The organism is Melittangium boletus DSM 14713 (assembly GCF_002305855.1).
Classification (GTDB): Bacteria; Myxococcota; Myxococcia; order Myxococcales; family Myxococcaceae; genus Cystobacter; species Cystobacter boletus.
Map to the genome: position 1 here is coordinate 7,130,875 of NZ_CP022163.1, position 18,274 is coordinate 7,149,148.

Consider the following 18,274-nt stretch of genomic DNA (forward strand, 5'->3'; position numbering starts at 1 on the left):
GGAGGAAGCCGAGAATGCAGCTTCGGAAGATGACGTTGATGTTCGCCGCGCTGAGCGCGGTGAGCCTGATGATGGCGTGTGATGGTGGTGGTCGTGACACCTTGGCGTGTGCGTCGGATACGGACTGCCTTGAGTCCGAGATCTGCCACCCGCAGGCTGGCGTCTGTGTGCAGACCTGTTCGAGCGCGGCGGATTGTCCCGACTCCGCGAAGACGTGCGATCCCTTGAGCGGCACGAGCAACTCTATCTGCAAGTGCAAGACGGATGAGCTGTGCCAGGGTGACACGCGTTTGTCTGACGCCTCGGGCCTGTCGTGCTCGACGACGTACAGCGTGTGCACGGATCAGACGGCCACGAAGTGCACGTCGAATGCGCAGTGCGCCGCGAACCAGACCTGCAACACGACGACGGGTGCTTGCGAGGATCGTCCCGCTGAGGGCGCCGCCTGCTCTGGTCAGGGGCAGACGACTTGCGCCTACGGTCAGTTCTGCAGCAGCAGCAAGTGTGCGGCCGTGCCTGCTCCTACCTGTCAGAACTATACGAATTTCACTAGGCGCAGTGAATTGGGAACGACTGGTCCCATCATTTTCAATGCGTCTGTAGTGAGCGCAGCAACTGATTCGTTCTGTGGCAGCGGCACAAACACAAAGCGCGTGAAGGTCAATGTCTCCGCTTATTCCAGCACTCCCTTTCCTCAGACGAAGAATGAACTGAACGGCCTGTTCTATGTTCAGGTTGCTGGAACTAGGTTGGATGGGGCCGACACCATCAGCTCTTCAGCTGGGAACTACACCGTGACTGGTTCCAACCGAGAGCGCGCTGATTTCGTCATGAGCTTTTGTGTGGCGCCGTCTAGCGATACCCTGTCTTTGGGGGTGTATTTCACGGGTGGCAATTTCTTCTGCTACCAAGCTGATTACTGATTGGCTCCGGTCTCACGCTAATTAGTGTTGATGGATTGCTGAGTTTTGAACCCCAATCGGCATTGAGCTGGTTGGGGTTCTTTTGTTGATTGAAACATTTTCAATGACTGTGCTCTTGGTTGTGATGAATTTCCTGTGAGCAATGCCGTCATTTGGCGTTGAGCAATGATGCGGTTGCTCGTCGATCAAGGAAGAGAATATGTCTATCTCGATGATGGGTCGTGCATTGGTGGTTGGGTTGATTCTGGGCGCGACTGATTCGCTTGCAGCTGATGACGCTTACAAACTTGATTGCCCAGTGGGCACGCGACAGACGGGTGAGCCACAAGAGGGGATCAGCTGCCGCAAGCCTGATACCTCGAACGGGCGAGGTGTCGCGCATGGTCCGTATGTTTCCTTTTATGCTAACGGACAGAAGAGCGCGGAAGGCCAGTTCGTTGATGGCTTCCGCTCTGGCTCATGGACTTTTTATACTCAGGATGGCCAAGTCAGAAGCCGAATCGAGTTCTCGGTGGGGAATTATCATGGCAGGCGCGAGGAGTATTTCCCTAACGGGAGGCTGCGTACCGTTGAGTCGTATGTGCACGGAAAGCTCGACGGACTGGTCAAGGAGTTCTCTTCTGATGGTCGTTTGGTGAAGCAGAGCGAGTACCGTAATAATCGGCAAGTTGTCGCCGAGTAGTGTTCTACTCGCTTGTCCGTTGACTCAGTGGGTCGTCACCGATCTCTCGGTGGCGACCCTCCGCTTTTTGAGGCACCCCTTCCTTATGTGCGAAGGCTCAGCTAGAAACTCGGATGTGAAGTCCGAACTAGGTACCCGACAATTGCCCGATATATCAGTGTGCACTGTAGCGGACATGGGTCTTCGCGAACTTGAGCGTATCCGGCTCATTCTCCGCGGGGGCTCAGTCATCGACTGGAGACGGATGCACTTTCAGGTGCGCGATGAGGTAGACCGTTTTCTTCATTTATGCCAAATCGATACCAAACGGACTGAGGATGATGCGTGGGTACGTAAAGTGCTCGCGGATGCGGTTGAATATTTAAGGAAAACATTCAATTACCGTGTAGCGGACGTTGTGGCAAATCCAGATGAGATCCACGATCTGTTCCTGTTTGCATCTGGAGTGAAAGGACTCCCAAGGCATCGACGTATTGCTTGTATTGTGCTGAAGGTGATGCACGTTATTCAGCATATTGAAGGGCGAGACCTACTTCATCGATTAGCCTTTTCGGAGATGGAACTATCCAAGTTGGTTTTGGATAAGGTGCTTGGCGTCGCGCAAAAACTCCAAGCCAAAGGTCTGCCTGTGAGTGAGTTTGCTCACTCTATCAAGACGCAAGACTCGCTTATTACAAAGCTCCTTGCGAAAAAAGAAACTGTTGCGGCTCAGATTTATGATCGAACTCGCTTTCGTATTATTACGCGTAAGCAGGATGATGTTCTTCCTGTTTTGTATTTTTTGACGCAGCATCTTTTCCCTTTTAATTTTGTTGTTCCTGGGCAGACCGAGAATACGCTGATTCAGTTTAGGACTGTTCTGGATGGCAATCCGCAGTTGCAGCAGTATGTACAGCAGTTGCAGTTGGATCTTGATTACGAGGATCGTGAGGAGCGTGCACGCAACTTGTATTCTGGGAACACTTATCGTGCTCTAAATTTTATTGTGGACTTACCATTGCGGATGGATTCTTACCTGCCTTGTCCAGAGCAAGATTTGCGTGAGCGAAAGAATCGGATAGTTTTTACTCTCGTAGAGTTCCAGATTATGGATGAGGAAACTGCTCGGCAGAATGAGCAGGGTGCGAATGCTCACAGGTTGTATAAACATCGACAGAGAAGGCGTGTGCTGCGTCGTCTTTCGAGAGGACTCGTGGTTCCCAGGCGACAAGGTTGATTGTGGCCATGGTCCACCAAATTTGAATTGTAACCGTTCGCCGCATTGGCTTGGTTGAAGAGGAGCCGGGCCAGGCTTGATTCAAAGTCCCACGGGAGAAGTTATCCCACCTGGACCTACGGACGAGGTAAGGTGCTCGCGGACGGGACAAGGTGGCGCGAGCAGCGCGGGGCTGATCGCGTGGCACGAGCCCGAAACAGGCAGGACGCGGGCCAGTTGAGGCCGGTGGAGAGTGAAAGTGGGTAGGGAGAAAAACCGGGGCGGGAGAGCTGGCGGGCCCTCCACACCCCCTGAGAAGCAAGGAGAAGCGAGGAGACACAAGAGAGAAGACGCCTCGCCCGTGCAGGAGATGTTGACGCGGTTGGGAGTAACGTTCAAGCAGATAGTGGACCCAAGGGCCAGCCGCGGCAAGAGGCACGAGTTGGGGGCGATGCTGTCGCTGCTGGTGCAAGGGCTGGCGACCGGGAGAAGAGTGCTGAGACAGGTAGAGGCGTTGGGTGCGGACCTGGTGCGCGAGGGGACAGGGCCAGTGGGATTGCGCGGACCGGTGTCGGACACGACCTTGGATAGACTGCTCAGTGAGCTCAAGCCCGAGGGGTTGGACAAGGTGCTGCGGCAGTTGGTGCGGACGGCGCTCGAGCGGGGAGTGCTGCGTCAGGACAGGATGGCGGCGGGAGTGGTGTCGATTGACGGCAAGGCGGGGGAGAGCACGCGAGGACAAGCGCCCTGTGAGCCATGTCACACACTGAGAGACGAGCAGGGGCAAGAGTATTGGTACCCCTTCGCGCTGCGAGCGGCGCTCACCAGCAGCGGAGCGTGCCCGGTGCTCGACCAGATGATGCTGGAGGGCAAGCAAGGAGAGGCGACGGCCTTCCCCAAGCTGCTGAAGCGGGTGGTGGAGAAGTATGGAGAGCACTTCAAGTACGTGACGGGGGACGCGGGGCTGACGAGCGCGGCGAACGCGAGAGCGGTGAGAGAGGCAGGCAAACATTATGTGTTCGCCGTGAAGGAGAACTTCCAGCGCTTGCATGACGTGATGTGGGTGGCGCTGGGGACAGCACCCGTACAGGTGACGGTGAGAGAGCGGGCGCGGGGCGAGTGGGTGGAGCGGCAGCTGAGAGCGACACGAGTGCCCGAGACAGAAGAGTTTCCAGAAGCGAGGCAATGGGTGTGGGTGCGCAGCACGCGGGAGCGGGAGGGGAAGTTGCCCGAGGTGGAGACACGGCTGTTTATAACGTCCGTACCTGGCGGGGAGTTGTCGGGAGAGCAGATGCTCACGCTGGTGAGAGGGCATTGGGGAATAGAGAATGGGCCCAACTGGACGGCGGACGTCGTGCTGGAGGAAGACACGGGCTCGGCCAGCTTGCGTGGGCAGGCGCCCGTGGTGCTCAGTTGGCTGAGGCTGCTGGCCTACAATCTGCTGGCGCTGGTGCGCACGCACCTGCCCCCAAAAGACGGCAGGCTCGTTTCTTATGCTCGCACCCAGGAAGTGCTCTACCAGGGCTTGCTGGGCCTGGCGGTGCTGCCGGAGAGTCTGGCCGTACTTGCCTGAGCGCCCGCCAGCGCCCGGCTCCGGCCTCCTCTGCCTCCACCTCCTCGGCTTCGTGGGTCCGTCATCAGTCAGTTCCCCTCCCCGGGGCGCTCCTCGCGCGAGCGCCCTCTGGAAGAACGCTCCCCTTTTGCCTGAAACAGATTGTTCTCCCTTCACCCCTCTTCAAATCTTCCCTCTCGGACTTTGGATCAAGCCTGGGAGCCGGGCTAGGCGCAATGCCGTTCAGTTAAGAAGGGGTGGGGGATGCCGGCCGAGGTCTTTTTCTCGGGTAGGGACTCATTTTGAGCTTTACGGCACGCGGGTAGTTTCGCTCGCTGCGCCTGGGCGGAAGGACGAAATGTTTCACCTCTTCGCGCAGGCGCCGAAGGTGCGCTGGAATGGCGCCGGGGCTCGCGCCCGCCAGCCATATCCACTCATCGCGGATGAGACGTAGCGCCATGACAAAGCTGATGCGGTTGGGTGGGACACCCTCCTCCTCCGCGATTCGCTCCATCTCCAGCCGTACCAGGTTGTAGGCCAGCCCCACGCCCCACATTTCCTGGGCCACGCCTTCGGGTCGCTGGCTACGGATGGCCTCTTGCCTCTGCAGCATGTCCGTCTTCACCTCGTCGTATCCAAGCTCCATTTCCCAGCGCTCATGGTAGAGGGCGACAATTTCGTCTGCGGGATATGTCTTCGCATCCAACAGCGAGGTGAGCAGCACTTGTGGGCGAATGCCCCTGCGTTGGTAGCGGATAACTCGCGCCTGGTAGCGCATGGGCAGCGTGTCGTCTTTCTGTCGCGCATACCAGCTGACTTCCAGCTCGACGAGTTCCTCCCCGGGTTTCAACTGTGCCAACACTTTCCACACCGTGTTCTTCTTGGTTCTCACCAACGAGTGCCTGTTGCGCCCGTCCCGGGCGAAAGGCACGAGGATGCCCGCGTTGAGGAAATTGCGGTCGGTGATGCACAAGCGCGTCGTCGGGAACCATCGGCCACAGCTGTAGCGCCAGCAGGTGCTCGGTGGCGGTGGTATAGGGCCCCATGCGCGCTGCGCATAGCAGGTGACTGCGCAGGGCTGTCAGCGTCACCATCCGCAACTGTGGATAGCCACTTTGCCCACCACCCCGGCTCGTGCAGCCCCCGAGAAATGCTTCCGGTTTTCCTTTGAGTCCGGGACACGTGTAGAGCGACAGCAAAATTGACCCCCGCGCGACACTAAAACTGACCCCCTTCCAGAGCCCCTGGACTTGGGAGGTCAGTGCGATGGAAGAGACGGCGGAAGTTGTGGCACCCCGCGCGGCGGAGGTGCCGATGGTGGAGCAGGAAGTGGTGCGGCGCATCCGCGTGCTGGCGGAGGCGGGCTGGGGCCACAAGCGGATAGCGCGAGAGGTGGGAGTGGCGCGCAACACGGTGCGGCGCTACGTGCGCGCGGGCCGAGCGGCCGAGAAGCAGGTGAGGCCCAAGGCGAGGCGGCTCACCGAGGCCGAGCAGCAGCGAGCGGTGGAGTTGTGGACGGGAGCGGCGGAGGGCAACGCCGTGGTGGTCAAGGCGCTGCTGGCGCAGGAGGGCGTGGAGGCAGGCGTGCGCACCGTGCAGCGAGCGGTGGAGGAGAAGCGACGACAGGAGCACGCGGCACAGGTGGCCACGGTGCGCTTCGAGACGAAGCCAGGGCAGCAGATGCAGGTGGACTTCGGCGAGAAGAAGGTGCGGCTGGGAGGGCAGTGGGTGAAGGTGTTCCTGCTGGTGGCGGTGCTGAGCTTCTCGCGGCGGCTGTTCGTGCGCGCCTTCCTCAATCAGCGCGGAGACGACTGGAGAGAGGGAGTGGCGGCGGCGTTCGTGCACTTCGGAGGCGTGGTGCTGGAGGTGCTGGGGGACAACGCGCGGCCCCTGGTGGAGGAGCACGACAGACGGGCCGGCACGGTGCGCTTCCACCCGGGCTGGGTGGAGTTCTGCCGGGACTGGGACGTGACGCCCAAGGCGTGCGGGCCGTACCGCGCGCGCACCAAGGGCAAGACGGAGTCGGGCGTCAAGTACGTCAAGCGCAACGCGCTGGCGGGCCGGGAGTTCGACTCCTTCGGCGAGCTGGAGAGGCACCTGGCCGAGTGGATGGCGCAAGCGGACATGCGCGTGCACGGCACCACGCACGAGCGGCCCCTGGACAGGTTCGAGCGAGAGGAGAAGGCGGCGCTGCGAGCGCTGCCCGCGCGTGCGCTGCCGCGTCGTCAGCAGCGGCTCAAGCGCAAGGTGGCCAACGACGCGCTGGTGGACGTGGACACGGTGCGCTACAGCGTGCCGCACCGGCTGGTGCGCGAGAGCGTCGAGGTGCAGGTGGGAGACAGCGAGGTGCGCATCTTCTACGCCGGAGTGCTGGTGGCCACCCACGCGCGGGGCAAGGAGCCGCATGGCAGAGTCGTCGACGAGGCGCACTGGGAGGGCCTGTGGCGAGCGCGCGCCGTGCAGCCCGTGGAGGGCAGCGGCGGCAAGCTGAGCGCGCTCGGGCGCTCGCTGGAGGACTACGCGGCGGTGGTGGAGCAGGGCGCGCGGCGAGGTGCGGCATGAGCCACGAGCTGGTCCACGCGCGCGTGCGCGAGCACCTGGAGCGGCTGAGGCTGGGACACCTGGCCGAGAGGCTGGACGCGCTGCTGGCGGAGGCGGCACGCGGCGAGCCCACGTACCTGGACTTCCTCGACGCGCTGCTGAGCGAGGAGATGGAGGCCAAGCAGCGCAAGCGCGTGAGCATGGGGATAACAATCGCGCACTTCCCCGCGGTGAAAACGCTGGAGGACTTCGACTTCAAGGCGCAGCCCTCGGTGGACGCGAAGCTGGTGCGGGAGTTGGCCACGGGACGCTTCATCGCCCAGGCGCAGAATGTGCTGCTCTTCGGCCCACCGGGCGTGGGCAAGACGCACCTGGCGATTGGACTGGGCCGTGCGGCGGTGGAGAGCGGACACTCGGTGCTCTTCACCAGCGCCACGGCACTGCTGGCGGCGCTGGCCAAGGCCGAGAGCGAGGGCGTGCTCAAGGACAAGCTCAACTACTTCGCCAAGCCCAAGCTGCTGGTGGTGGACGAGCTGGGCTACCTGCCCTTCGAGAAGCGCAGTGCCCACCTCTTTTTCCAGCTGGTGGCGCGTCGCTACGAGAAGGGCAGCCTGCTGCTCACCACCAACCAGATGGTGGGCCAGTGGGGCGGCGTCTTCGGCGATGACGTGCTGGCCGCGGCCATCCTCGACCGACTGTTGCACCACAGCCACACGCTGCTGATTCATGGCGACAGCTACCGGCTGCGGCAGAAGCGCAAGGCCGGGCTGCTGGGCCGTGGCTCGCCGCAGACCCCTGACGCCGGAGCAGAACCCGGGCGCTGAGCCTCGGAAGCCGCCTCCGCGCGCCCTCGCTCGAGAAGCAGCGAGGGCGCGCTCCGGCGGACATCCGCAGTAGAACGACGGAGCATCTCGACGTAGAACAACGAGCCCGGGAGGGGGTCAGTTTTAGTGACGTAAGGGGGTCAAAAATTCCTGTCGCCTGACAACACGTACCGTCGTGCCATCTACCCCGTACACGGCCAACCCACGCCACATGTGACGACGCGCACTCTCCTGGCCCCATTTGCGCGCTGTCTTCTCGAACAGCCACTGCATGGGCTGACTGCCCAGTCGGCAGCGGGCCTGGGCGACGGCGCTTGGTGCGACGGGACCTGCCCCAGGCAGCACCAGGTCCAACCTCTCCACCCACTCCGCGATGGAGCGATGTCGATAGAGCGCCATGCCCAGCACCAGCCACACCACCTGCTCGGCTGGCAGTCGGCGTCGACGCACCGTGGCCGTCCCCGTCGCCTCCAGCGCCGCCTCCACCCCCGCGGGCTCCAGTTGCTCGCACAACCTTTCAAAGGCTCCCTCATCCGCCGAGGGCAACAGCCCCATCCTCCTGGCCACGACTGTCTCCTTTCCAAGGACGATCGTGCCACTATGCACTATTCGGACGAGCTAAACTGATCGGCATTGGGGCAAGTCCACTGACATTCTTGGTCCAGGGGCTTCGGGAGGGGGGCGTCATAAAGGGGCGATTTTGTTGCCGCTCTACATTTGTCTTAGAGGGTGTTGAACTGGAGCAGAGGGATTCCCTCGCTCCAAGATGGGCGCTCAAGGCCAAAGCAGTGCGTTCCTGCCCCTTGTGGCGGTGTGTTCGTGGAATTCTTGTGACTCCGTAGCCGCTGCGGCCGTTGCCTTCGTCCGTTTTGTCCTCCTGCCAATGGATGACCGCGAAGGTAGTGGCGACCAAGTGACCGCGCAAGTTGCGCATGGCACGAGAGTCCTTATCTCCCAAGGTCATGAGCGATCTACCCATGCCCGATAGGCAGCGCTATCCCACGGACCTGACGGACAAACAATGGGCGCTGGTAGAACCCTTCGTCCGGGCCAGCCACTGTGGGCCTCAAGAGGTGCTACATCCACGGCGAGAAGTGGTCAACGCCATCCTGTACATCAAGCGCACGGGAGCGCAGTGGCGCTACATGCCGCACGACTTGCCGGACTGGCGGATTGTCTATCACTACTTCGCGCGCTGGAAGAAGGATGGGACGTGGAAGAAACTCAACGATGAGTTGAGGCGAGAGGTGCGCACGAGGGAGGGACACGAGGAGGAGCCAACGGCGGGAATCTTGGACAGCCAGAGCGTCAAGACGATGCAAGAGGCGGAGACGAAGGGATATGACGCGGGAAAGAAAATCAAAGGCAGGAAGAGGCACCTGCTGGTGGATGTCCTGGGGCTGTTGCTCGTCTCATGGGTAAGCACGGCGGATGTTCAGGACAGGGATGGCGCGCGGAAGGTGTTACCAGTGGCTGCACAGCAGTATCCCACGCTCAAGAAGACTTGGATGGATGGCGGATATTCTGGGGAGCGTGTGCAGGCCGTGGCCACGAAGACAGGTATCAACGTCGAAGTGGTGAAGCGCTCAGACCAGGCGAAGGGCTTTGTTCTATTGCCCAAGCGATGGATAGTCGAGAGGACTTTCGGGTGGTTGAATCGTCAACGGCGCTTGTCCAAGGACTACGAGCGTAAGGAGTCTTCATCCGAAGCGTTTATTCACATCAGCATGATTGACCTCATGCTGCGGAGGCTTGCCTGATCGCTCCAGTTCAACACCCTCTTATATTTGTCTTATTCGTTGTGCTTGCGCACGTATAGTCGTCTGCCCGAGTATGGGTCTCTGCTACTGTTATCTTCGAGCCAGATGACGATAGGTTGCTCGTGGGAGTTGGTTTTGATTCTTGAGATCAAGACGGTGTCTTGTGTCTTGTTTAATCCATCGGTAGCGGTGAGGCTTGTCCAATTGCTCCCATCCCAGGAACTGGAGAGTAGGTGTTCAAAGCCATCTTTGTACCAGGAAAATTCTCGCCAAGTGGTGAAGATTCTTCCCGATTCTGTTGCATGTATGCTTGGGAATCTCGCGAATGTCGCTAGCCCTGAAAATGAACTCAAGGGGTGGCCTGTTCGAGTCCAGGTTTGTGCGCCTGATGATCGGAAAACATGTATATCGGAGGGCGCATCGTGTTGCGAAGTTTCTTCCCATGCTAGGTGTAGGTTGTTCTGGAGGTCGATGGTGAGTGAGCAGTTCTTTGCTGCCGGGAAGTCTGTGGATGAGCTGAGTCCTCCCGAGTTGTTGGGAGTGGAACTGTCTTGAAACGGTGGTACTGCATAGTGCCAAGTGCCATTTTTGTAGTTCAGTACGTATATTTTTTGTGATGGGTCCTGTTCTTTGGTTTCTTCTTGGAATGCGACGATTGGTTGTCCGTCTCGGTTCAGTACGAGTGATGGGTTTGTTCCGCTGGTTCTTCCGGGCACTGCGTTGACCGACCCATTTGAAGGACCTACGCTGGAGAAATTTTCTCCGTTGAAGGATTTCCAGACGTATATTGTGGAGTGCCCCTCGATAGTTTGTTCCTCCCATGCAACGTAGATGTTTCTGTCGTTTGTTGCTATCGAAGGATTGCGTGCTGGTGTTGGGAGGGGACTTGGGCGAATGTCGTTTTCAGCGGATAGGGGGCCGGTTCCCACCGTTTGCCAGTTGGCACCCGTCCAGCGCTTTACGTAGATATTCTCGTTGAATCCGTCTGATTCGTGCCATGCCACGACAGGGTTCCCATCATTCGCAAGGGCTATTGACGGGTGATATGCTGAGCCCGTAGCGGTCCCGTTAAGGGCTGGACCTATCGGGGCGAATGCTTTTCCATCCCATTTGTAGACGAAGATGGAGGCTCTCCCTCCATATGTCATTGCTTCGGTCCAAGCCACGATGGGGTTGTCCTGAGCGTCGATGACCATGCTAGGATCCTTCAACCAGGAATTGTCCCCACCAGTGGCCTGGATGGCTCCTCCGAAGGAATACCAGTCTGGAACTTCGAAAGCCCATGATGTGCTTGGGACAACGAGTGCGTTACCGGCTATGTCGGTAATACCTCGGCTCAGCCCAATCGAGAACTTCGCGGGCAGTGCGGGCCTTTCCTTGGGCTTGATCGTGAGGGTCTTTCCGTCACTCGACAAGGTGAGCGTTTTGTCCGTCAATACTCCCGCCACGGCGAAGCTCACCGTGGTGTCACTCACCGTGGTCTCCTTCACGGGCTTCGTGAAGACCACCTGGATGGGCTGGCTGTAATCCACATTGGTCGCGTCGTTGGCGGGCGAGCGCGATGCCACCTGGAGGTTGGTTCGATCCACGACCACCGTCACCGGCGCACTCGTGAAAACCTTGCCCGATCGGATCGCCCTCGCCGTGAGGGCATAATCACGTTCCTCCTCGCGCGTCGTGTCCCATGTGTACCGGAAGGGCGAGGAGAGCGTCGCCAGCAGCTCCCCCTCCTTGTGCAGTTGCACCGTGTCCGCGACTCCCCCACGCACCTCCACCGTGAGCGTGATCGACGTGCTCGTGTAGGCCTTCTCCACTGGGTCCGTGATGCTGATGGTCAAGTCACCCAGCGGCGTCCCCGAGTCCGGTGAGTCGCTTTCCTCCGGCGGTGTGGGCACGGGTCGGGGCTCGATCTCCGGGACATTGATGCAGGCGAATACCCACCCCGTGAAGAGCAGGGGAATGATGCGTTTCATGGTTGGCATGCGTCTCCGTGAATGCAGGGCCCATTCCAGGTGCCCCACGCTGGGTTCCGAGAACTTACGCTCGCAAGTGCCCGTGACGACTCGCGGAGTGGGCCTCCCATGTCTCCAGGCCCGCCACGAATGGCTCCCGCATCGTCTCGGTCCAGATATCCCGTCTCGTTCACCGGATCTTCCCTCGAAACGACTCGCGCCGCTCCAAGAAGCCCCTCATGGGGCTTCCGAGCGGCGCGGTGTGCTGCCCTGATGCGCGCGCGAGCCGGCTACTTCTTCTTCCGGTTCTTCTTCTTGTTTTCCTTCTCGCGCTTGCGGCGCTCCTTGATGGCGTCCTTGTTCTCCGGCTTCGCGGCCGAGGGCGGGGCGTAGCCCATCATGCGCGCCTTCGCCATGGCCGCCTGCCCCATGGGGGGGGTGTAGCCCGGCGCGATCTGCGGCAACTGCATGGGCATGCCTCCCATGCCTCCCATCCCCGCCATGGCCCTCTCCATCATCTTCGGGTCCTTTCCGAAGACACTCGACAGGTCCATGTTCTTCAGCTGCGCGAGCTGTCCCATCTGCTTGAAGCCCGGAATCCGTCCCAGCAGGCCAGGGTTCTGCCCGATCGTCCCCATCACCTGCTGCATCATCCCGAACTTCTGCAGCAGCTCCCGCACCTCCTCGGGCTTGCGGCCACTTCCCCTCGCGATGCGCTTCACCCGGCTGTCGTTGATGAGCTGCGGCCGCAGCCGCTCCTGCTCCGTCATCGAGTCGTACATGGACTCGATCTTCGTCAGCTCCTGCTCGTCCGGATTGAGCTGCTCCGTCATCTCCCCGAAGAGCGGGAACTTCTCCAGCAGATCCTTCAGCGGGCCCATGCGCCGCACCATCCGGATCTGCTCCACGAAGTCCTTCATCGTGAAGTTGCCCGACAGCAGCTTCTGCGCGTCCTCCGCCGCCTTCTTCTCGTCGACGACCTGCTCGAAGTCCTTCATCAGGCCGACGATGTCGCCAAAGCCGAGAATCCGGCTCGCCAGGCCGTCCGGACGGAACTCCTCGAGCTTGTCCATCGACTCGCCCATGCCCAGGAACTTGATGGGCTTGCCCGTCACTTCCTTGATCGACAGCGCCGCGCCGCCTCGCGCATCACCGTCCAGCTTCGTGAGGATGAAGCCGTCCAGGCTCAGGCGCCGGTCGAACTCGGCCGCCGTGCGCACCGCGTCCTGGCCAATCATCGCGTCGCAGACCAGCAAGATGTTGTCCGGCCGGACGTTGCTCTTGATGGACTCCAACTCCGTCATCAACGCCTCGTCGATGGCCAGCCGGCCCGCGGTGTCGATGAGCACCACGTCGCACTTCTGCTCGCGCGCCGCCGCGTACCCGCGCTTCGCCAGTTCCGGCGGTGCCACGTTGGGCTCGAAGTAGACCGGGACCTTCAACCGTTCGCCCAGCACCTTGAGCTGATCCACCGCCGCAGGCCGGTAGATGTCCGCCGCCACCAGGAGGGGCTTGCGGCCCTCCTTGAGCAGCTTGCTGGCGAGCTTTCCCGTGGTCGTCGTCTTGCCCGAGCCCTGCAAGCCCACCATCATGATGCCGCTGAGCTGATCCCTCGGCTTGAGCTGCAGGCTCGTGTCCACCGGGCCCATCAGCGCCTCGAGTTCGTCGTGGCAGATCTTGACGAAGTGGTCGCCCGCCGAGACCCGGCGCTTGTTGCCCGCCTTGTCCGTGATGGTCGTCTGAACCACCTCGCCCACGGCCTTCTCGCGCACCCGCGCGACGAACTTCTTCACCACGTCGAAGGCCACGTCGGCCTCGAGCAGGGAGACGCGGATGTCGCGAAGCGACTCGTCCACCATCTCGGGGGTGATTTCACTCTTGCCCGCGAGGCGATTCTTCGCGGCTCGGAAGCCCTTGGTGACGGTTTCAAGCATGGCGGTCGCTATATAACAGCGGCGCTCGGGACGGGATGCCCATGTGCGCCCGGGTCGTCCACTGGTGGAATCCACGGGGCGGGCCTTCGTCGGTAGACGCAGCGGATTTGAAATCCTCAAAGGTCCCAGGGGTTTAGCGGCTTCCCTCCGCGGAGGCCCCGCGGGAGCCCACCCGAGTCCAGGTGAGTCCACCTGGGGGAGGTCCTGGGGACAGGGGGGCGAGCCGCTCCCCTCCAGGGCGGGGTCTCGGTGGAGAGACCCTCCCGCCCTTCATGCGGTACCTCGGCGGCGGGCTGACGAAGCGCGGGGGGGCCCGTCGTGACCGTCAGGACAGCCCGAGTTCGCGGAGGAGTTCCTCCGCGAGCTGTTCGGCTTGAGCGAGGTCATCCATCTCCATGGTGCCAGCCAGCTCCTTGGGCGGCACGGGGACGGCGGTGGCCAACGCCGGTTTGTCGATGGGCCTCGGTTCCTCACCACCGACGGCCGCGACCGGAGCCGCCTTCGCGAGGGATTGCTCGGTGATGTGCTCGGCCAGCATTCGGGATGTCGGATAGCTGTAGAGGGTCGCCGTGGTGAGCCTCGCTCCCAGCCGGGTGTTGAGCTGTTCGCGAAGGCGGATGAGCATGAGGCTATCGAGGCCGAGGTCCTCGAACGTGGTGGCGGGATCGATGGCGTCGGCCGCGCGTTCTCCCAGGAGCTCGGCCACGGCTTGCTGGACCCGGACGAGGGCGCCAGTGCCCGAGGGCTCACTCTCCACGGTGCGGCGCTCGCCCCGCGCGGCCGTGGACTGCGCGACTGCATGGGCCTCGGGGGATGGCGCGGGCTTCCCGAGGAAGATCTGCCGGCCGAGGTCCCCGGGTGCGAGGGTCTCGAGGTCGCGCGCCGTGATCCCGGCCTGGTCGAGCGCTCCGGCCGCCAGCTCCGTGAGCCCGGTGGCCATGGCGCGGGCCATGAGCTCCCAGGCCGTGGCCAGCGCCATCATGGGCATGCGCTCGACATTTCCGCCGCGCCGCGTGACTGCCGCCATCCCCGCGTCGAGTGCTGCCCAGGAGATGGCGAGCGTGGGAATTCCCGCCGCCACGAAATGGTCCGCGGCCACCGCGAGCGCCGCATTGGCGGCCGCATACGCGAACTGTCCGGGCGCTCCGAGCGCACCCGCGAGCGACCCGAAGAGCACGATTCGCCGTGGCGCGAGCGCGGCGACCGCGCCCAGCAGTGCATTCGCGGCGTCGACCTTGGGGCGCAGCACGCGCAGGAGATCGGCCTCGGTGACGTTCGCCACCGTGGCATCCTTGAGCACACCGGCGAGGTGATAGAGGGTGCCAAGACGGTGCCCCCGCGCCGCGACCCCTCGCTGGATGGCTTCCCATGTCGCGGGCTCGGCGGTATCGCCGGTGAGCACCGTGACCGAGATACCGGTACGCCGCCACGCGGCAAGCGTCGCTTCCGTGGCCGCGCCGGGCGAGGTCCTGCCGACCAGCACCAGCTCACGCACGCCGCGCTGAACCAGATGGACAGCGAGTTGCCAGCCAATGCCGCCGAAGCCACCGGTGATGACCGCGGCGTGGCCGGGCTCCTCTGGAGTCTCCGCACGCACGGGAGGGAGGGGGAGCGGTGCGAGACGCTGTCGCATCAATCCTTCCGCGCCGAGGCGCAGCTCATCGCCCGTCGCCGCGGCGGCCAGCGCCGCTGGAAGCCCGCCCTGGTATGCGGCCGTGCCGATATCGAGAAGACCCAGCGTGGCGCCTTGGGCGAACTCGAGGCGGGCGGCGCGGGCGGCTCCCCACAGCGCGCGAGCCGTGAGCGCCGAGGCGGGCTCCACGCCCGCACCGGTGCCATACGCACCCCGGGTCACCAGCACGATCGGCCGCCCGGCCGTCATCATCTCCTCGAGCCCGAGGATCCAACGGCGGAGCTCGCTCAACGCGGTGACCACGGGCAGCTCTTCCTGGACCAGGACGAGGCCCGCCACATCCGCGGGCAGCTGCGCCGCGCCTTCTGGAGTGGTGATCAACTCGGGCGCGGCGGCTCCGTTCCGCGACAGCGTCGCGCGGAGATCGGTGAGGCGAGGGCCCGCGGCGCCCAGGGCCGCCAGGGCCCAGCGCCGTGGAGGCGCTTCGCTACCCTCCACTCGCACCCAGAGCGGGGCATAGGAGAGCCCCTCGAGCGAGACCTGGTTCGCGACGACCGCGGGGGGAGGGGCGAGGCTGTCGGTCTCGGTCCGCCGGGGTCGCGCGGGAAGCCAGTAAGCCTGGCGTTGGAACGCATAGGTGGGAATGCTGATGCGCCGAGGCGATGGGTCCCCGAACAGGCCCTTCCAGTCGAGCTCGACGCCGAGGGAGTGAAGGCTGGCGGCGGCGGAGGAGAAGGCGCGCTCGGGGTCGGAGGAATCCAGGGAGGAGAGGGCGGAGACGCCGGAGCGGGAGGAGCGGATGAGGCCGGACAAAACGGGGCGGGGGCCAATCTCCAGGAAGTGGGTGACTTTCTTGGAGACGAGGGCATCGACGCCCTCGCGGAAGCGCACGGTGTGGCGCAGGTGCTGGGCCCAGTAGTCGGGGCCGAGCAGGCCCTCGGAGGCGAGGGAGCCGGTGAGGTTGGAGGCGAGGGGAAGGGAGGGAGGGAGGTGAGGGAGGAGGGAGGCGGCGGAGGAGAGGGCGGCCATGGCGGGTTGCATGGCGGCGGAGTGGAAGGCGTGGGAGACGTGGAGGCGGCGGGTGTTGTGGCCGGAGGACTCGAGGGAGAGGGAGAGCCTGTCGATGTCGGAGGAGGGGCCGGAGAGGACGCAGGACTGGGAGGAGTTGTCGGCGGCCAGCTCGAGGGAGGGGAAGGAGGAGAGGAGGGGAGAGAGGTCCGCGGCGCAGGAGAGGACGGAGAGCATGGAGCCGCCGGGAGGGAGGGCGGCCATGGCGCGGGAGCGAGCGAGGACGAGGGAGTAGGAGTCGTGGAGGGAGAGGACGCCGGCGAAGTGGGCGGCGACGTACTCGCCGATGGAGTGGCCGATGAGGGCGGAGGGGGTGACGCCGAGGCTGCGCCAGAGGGAGCAGAGGGCGTACTCGAAGGCGAAGAGGGCGGGCTGGGCGAGGCCGGTGTCGGAGAGGGCGGCGTCGGAGGAGGAGAAGACGAGGGAGGAGAGGGACTGGCCGCCGGAGGCGTCGAGGTGAAGGGCGGCCACCTCGTCGAAGGCGGAGCGGAAGGAGGAGAAGCGCTTGTAGAGGGAGGCGCCCATGCCGGCGTACTGGGCGCCCTGTCCGCTGAAGGCGAAGCCCAGCCGGATGCGACCACTTCGCGGGGCCGTCCCACGCACCACGGTGGCCGAGACGCGGCCGGCGGCGAGGGCTTCCAGGCCGCGGGCCAGCTCCTCGTGGGTGCGGCCCACCACGGCGCCACGCTCGCGGAAGGGGGAGCGGCCAGTGGCGGCGCTGAAGGCCCAGTCGCGGGGAGGGTGAGGACTTGTCGCCAGCGCCGTGGAATACCGCCGTGCCAACTCCTGCAATGCCGTCTCGTCCTTGGCGGACAGCGGAATGCACACGGGCTCGTCCGTGCTCACTTCTGGCTCTTGGGTCTCGGCGGGCCAGTCGGCGAGCACCACGTGTGCGTTGGTTCCGCCCGCCCCCAACGAGCCGATCAGCGCATGGCGGCGGCCATTTCGCGGCTCCCAGCTGAGGGGCTGGGTGTTGACAAAGAATGGAGTGCGGTCGAATGCGATGTGCGAATTGGGCCGCTCGTATCCCGCGGTGGGGGGCACCTGTCCATGTCCCAGTGCCATCACGGTCTTGATCAGCGAGGCCATGCCGGCCGCGGTGTCGAGGTGCCCGATGTTCGATTTGACCGAGCCGATGGCAACGCTTCCCGGCGCGATCGCTTGATCCACCGAGAACGCCTGGGTGAGCGCCGCCACTTCGATCGGATCTCCCATGGCGGTGCCGGTGCCGTGAGCCTCGACGAAGCCGATCTCCCGGGCGGAGATGCCCGCATCGGAGAGCGCGGCGCGAATGGTCTCCTTTTGGCCGTCGATGCTGGGAGCCGTGTAGCTCACCTTGCGCGCACCGTCGTTGTTGATCGCCGTGCCGCGGATGACCGCGAGGATGCGATCGCGATCGGCTTGTGCATCGCCCAACCGACGCAGCATCAGGACCCCGACGCCGTTGCCGCCGACGATTCCAGAGGCCTGGTGATCAAAGGGCCGGCAGATGCCATCGGCGGCGAAGATGCTGCCGGTGGTGTGCACGTAGCCGGCCTTGCGCGGCGCGTGCAGTGCGGCGGCGCCGACCAGGGCGGCATCGCATTCGCGCTTGCGCAGACTCTCGACCGCGAAGTGGAGGGCGACCAGCGCCGAGGAGCAAGCGGTGTGGACGGTGAGGCTGGGTCCGGTGAGGTTCAGGCGATAGGATAGCTGGGTCGGCAGGTAGTCGCGTTCGTTGAGCACCTTGATCTGGATCTGGTCCAGGTGTTCCAGCGCCTCGGCATGGTGCTGAACGTTGGTCCGGAAGTAGGTGTTCATCGTCTTGCCGGAATACAGACTCATGCCCGACGTGGCGAACACGCCGACCCGCGTTCCCGCGGCCCGCCCCGCGTGGCCCGCATCCTCCAGCGCCTCCCAGGCACACTCGAAGAACAGCCGGAACTGCGGATCCATGACCTCGGCTTCGCGCCTGCTGAAGCCGAAGAAGGACGCATCGAAGAGATCCGTGCCTTCGACAAACGCGGAACGGGGCACGTAGTCATCGCGGGAGGCCAATTCCTCGGGAACACCGTCGGCGAGGAGTTCGTCGCGGGCGAAGTCCCTGATCGCATGGCTTCCAGCCATCAGGTTCCGCCAGAACGTATGGTGATCGGGTCCGCCGGGCAGGCGGGTGGCCAGTCCGATGATGGCGATGTCGCGCGTGCTATCGAAGGTCATGTCTCGCCTCG

The 18,274-nt window shown here is 63.3% G+C and carries 12 protein-coding genes; 7 read left to right on the forward strand and 5 right to left on the reverse strand.

All coding sequences use genetic code 11. The features are described from left to right. Nucleotides 1-14 precede the first annotated feature (14 nt). The 4 genes from MEBOL_RS29750 (at nt 15) to MEBOL_RS29760 (ending at nt 4,373) form a co-directional block, all read left to right on the forward strand. Nucleotides 15-923, forward strand: coding sequence for a hypothetical protein (locus tag MEBOL_RS29750; RefSeq protein WP_095980604.1), 909 nt, complete (start codon nt 15-17; stop codon nt 921-923). Nucleotides 924-1,122: 199 nt separating this feature from the next. After that, nucleotides 1,123-1,605 (forward strand): toxin-antitoxin system YwqK family antitoxin, encoded by a 483-nt coding sequence (locus tag MEBOL_RS41475; RefSeq protein ID WP_157775661.1) that lies wholly within the window; start codon nt 1,123-1,125, stop codon nt 1,603-1,605. A 175-nt stretch (nt 1,606-1,780) separates the two neighbouring features. Beyond that, complete coding sequence (locus tag MEBOL_RS29755) at nt 1,781-2,821, forward strand: TIGR04552 family protein (protein WP_281256600.1); 1,041 nt, start codon at nt 1,781-1,783, stop codon at nt 2,819-2,821. 349 nt (nt 2,822-3,170) lie between these two features. Next, on the forward strand, nt 3,171-4,373 hold the full coding sequence (locus tag MEBOL_RS29760; protein ID WP_245920009.1) for an ISAs1 family transposase: 1,203 nt from the start codon (nt 3,171-3,173) through the stop codon (nt 4,371-4,373). A gap of 226 nt (nt 4,374-4,599) precedes the next feature. On the opposite strand, the gene MEBOL_RS29765 is transcribed toward MEBOL_RS29760, so the two are convergent. After that, a complete protein-coding gene (locus tag MEBOL_RS29765) occupies nt 4,600-5,325 on the reverse strand; it encodes a transposase (RefSeq protein ID WP_157775665.1) in 726 nt (241 codons plus the stop codon). Between the two features lie 341 nt (nt 5,326-5,666). On the opposite strand from MEBOL_RS29765, the gene istA reads away from it, so the two are divergent. Further along, nucleotides 5,667-6,914, forward strand: coding sequence for an IS21 family transposase (istA, locus tag MEBOL_RS29770; protein WP_095983090.1), 1,248 nt, complete (start codon nt 5,667-5,669; stop codon nt 6,912-6,914). Then, nucleotides 6,911-7,717, forward strand: a complete 807-nt coding sequence (gene istB, locus MEBOL_RS29775) for an IS21-like element helper ATPase IstB (protein WP_095980606.1) — start codon at nt 6,911-6,913, stop codon at nt 7,715-7,717. The genes istA and istB overlap by 4 nt, the downstream gene beginning before the upstream one ends. Before the next feature lie 123 nt (nt 7,718-7,840). Here the strand turns inward: istB and MEBOL_RS29780 are convergent, their stop codons facing one another. Beyond that, nucleotides 7,841-8,284, reverse strand: coding sequence for a transposase domain-containing protein (locus MEBOL_RS29780; protein WP_095980607.1), 444 nt, complete (start codon nt 8,282-8,284; stop codon nt 7,841-7,843). 410 nt (nt 8,285-8,694) lie between these two features. Here MEBOL_RS29780 and MEBOL_RS29785 point away from each other — a divergent pair, with 410 nt between their 5' ends. Further along, a complete protein-coding gene (locus tag MEBOL_RS29785) occupies nt 8,695-9,477 on the forward strand; it encodes an IS5 family transposase (protein WP_425437567.1) in 783 nt (260 codons plus the stop codon). 32 nt (nt 9,478-9,509) lie between these two features. Here the strand turns inward: MEBOL_RS29785 and MEBOL_RS29790 are convergent, their stop codons facing one another. The 3 genes from MEBOL_RS29790 to MEBOL_RS43825 form a co-directional block, all read right to left on the reverse strand. Continuing rightward, entirely contained in the window at nt 9,510-11,450 is a 1,941-nt protein-coding gene (locus MEBOL_RS29790) for an Ig-like domain-containing protein (RefSeq protein WP_157775668.1), read from the reverse strand. A 269-nt stretch (nt 11,451-11,719) separates the two neighbouring features. Next, nucleotides 11,720-13,363 carry a signal recognition particle protein gene (ffh, locus tag MEBOL_RS29795; RefSeq protein ID WP_095980610.1) on the reverse strand — a complete coding sequence of 548 codons (1,644 nt, stop codon included), beginning with the start codon at nt 13,361-13,363 and terminating at the stop codon, nt 11,720-11,722. A gap of 325 nt (nt 13,364-13,688) precedes the next feature. Beyond that, nucleotides 13,689-18,263: a type I polyketide synthase gene (locus MEBOL_RS43825; RefSeq protein ID WP_095980611.1), complete on the reverse strand. Its 4,575-nt coding sequence runs from the start codon at nt 18,261-18,263 to the stop codon at nt 13,689-13,691. Nucleotides 18,264-18,274: the final 11 nt, after the last annotated feature.